A 1,908-nucleotide genomic window follows, 5' to 3' on the forward strand; every position below is an offset into this window, starting at 1 on the left:
TGTAAAATTGGATTTATCATCCCATTTTTTGTCTCATCTCCAATAATATCTGGCCATCCATAATTTTTGCCCTTCTCAATTACATTGATCTCATCATGAGCTACCCCTCTTTCTCCAGACGGTCCATGCTCTGATTCAAATAATTTTCCAGTATTTGGTTCCCAGTCAATTCCTTGTGGATTCCTGTGCCCATACGAAAAAACAAGTGAGTTTTCAAATGGGTTGTCTTGAGGTATGCTTCCATCTGAATTGATTCTCAAAATTTTTCCAGCATTAGAGTTTATGTCTTGTGCAAGATTATAGTTTCCTGCATCTCCTGTAGTGATGTATAACTTTCCATCAGGACCGAATTTTATTCTGCCTCCATCATGATATGAGGCACCGGGAATTTTATCAACTAGTATCTTCTCTTCACTTAGTTTGTTATCTGATTCTTTATAGCGAACAACTTTGTTAAACGTAGAAAATAATTCATTGTATGTTTGGTACAAATACAAATAGTGATTTTCTTTAAAATTTGGATCAAGTGCTATTCCTAACAATCCACCCTCACCACCGCCAACACTAAATGATGCAATAGGCTCTGGATTTAGCTGCCAATTTTCAATTACTCTTAGATTTCCCACTCGTTCTGTGAAAAATATTCTCCCGTCTGGACTAAAGACAATTTCCCAAGGAATATGTAGATTATCGGCTACAGTTTCAACCTTGACTCCGTATTCCTCAAAAGTTTGCCCAAAGGAATTTGGCAATAAAATTACAAAAAATATTGATAATAATATGCCTAGATAGATCTTCATAATACCAATTTGATAATTTACAGATATAACTATAGTTGATGATTTTAAAGTACTTTGATTAACTCATTGGATTCTTCTATTATTTTGGGGAATAAAATGGATGTAGATATATGTGTAAATCGATTTTTTTTATGGATGCATCATTTGTTGATTCATTTCAGAACCCATATGATTTGTCATGTTTGAATTCATCATGTTCATCATTTCTTTGAATACCTCTGGATTTTCTGACATATGGCCCATCATCTGCAATCTCAAATCAGGATCATTTATCATTGCAGACATCATTTTTGACATAAACACGTGATCTTCTTTCATTATCTTTGACATCTGTTCTACATGTTTTGGATTTGTTGCCATCCATTCCATCATGTCATCTGGGTTTTGCATCATTTGTTGAAGCATTTGTTGTTTGAATTGAGGATCATTCATCATCTGTTGTTGATTCATCATATCTGAATCCATCCAGTGCTGTGACATCTTTGGATTGTTAGCCATCATTTGGTTAAACAATTCTTGATTTTGAAATTTCATAGACATTGGGTCATACGTACTTGCAAAATGAGCATAACTTACGCCAATTCCTACAAAGAAAACACCAATTACTATTGCAATCCAAATTGGTGTCCTTATCATATTTCTAATTTTCTCTCTCTAGTATTTAATTTGAATTGTAGCTTTCTATATTGATTTTCAATAACTGAAATAGGAAAAACACACTCAAAAATTCGTAGGTTTGTAAATAAACTATAAACTAATTTGTGTGTGCAAGGGATAGTTTTGTCAAGTTAGTTAAATACTCCCACCAACTTTAGGATAAAAATAGACGCAACTAGGCGTTAAAGTCAAACAAACTCTATGATTATGGACCACAGCCTTCACAATTAGTTTGTCCGTTAAAATATCCACAATAATGACAAGTCCATCTACCTTCATCAAATGTTTTTACTCTTTTTTGGCATTTTCCACACGTTTCCCAACCATATCTGCTCTTTACCATTGCAGCAGTAATCATCAGAAATATTATGCCCAATACAATTCCGCCCATCCATATAGTATTATGAAAAACAGCAAGGATAGCAAAGATTGCAATTCCTGAAAAGTGCAG

General features: G+C 33.8%; 3 protein-coding genes. All 3 read right to left on the reverse strand.

Going from position 1 to position 1,908, the window contains the following annotated elements; translation table 11 throughout:
* Positions 1-752 (reverse strand): PQQ-dependent sugar dehydrogenase (locus tag BG20_RS04685; RefSeq protein WP_338032795.1); only part of this gene is annotated, 752 nt, incomplete at its 3' end.
* 177 nt (positions 753-929) lie between these two features.
* A complete protein-coding gene (locus BG20_RS04690; protein ID WP_010191533.1) occupies positions 930-1,436 on the reverse strand; it encodes a hypothetical protein in 507 nt (168 codons plus the stop codon).
* 226 nt (positions 1,437-1,662) lie between these two features.
* Positions 1,663-1,908 (reverse strand): hypothetical protein (locus BG20_RS12385; RefSeq protein WP_048097062.1); only part of this gene is annotated, 246 nt, incomplete at its 5' end.

It is taken from the genome of Candidatus Nitrosarchaeum limnium BG20, assembly GCF_000241145.1.
Lineage (GTDB): Archaea > Thermoproteota > Nitrososphaeria > Nitrososphaerales > Nitrosopumilaceae > Nitrosarchaeum > Nitrosarchaeum limnae.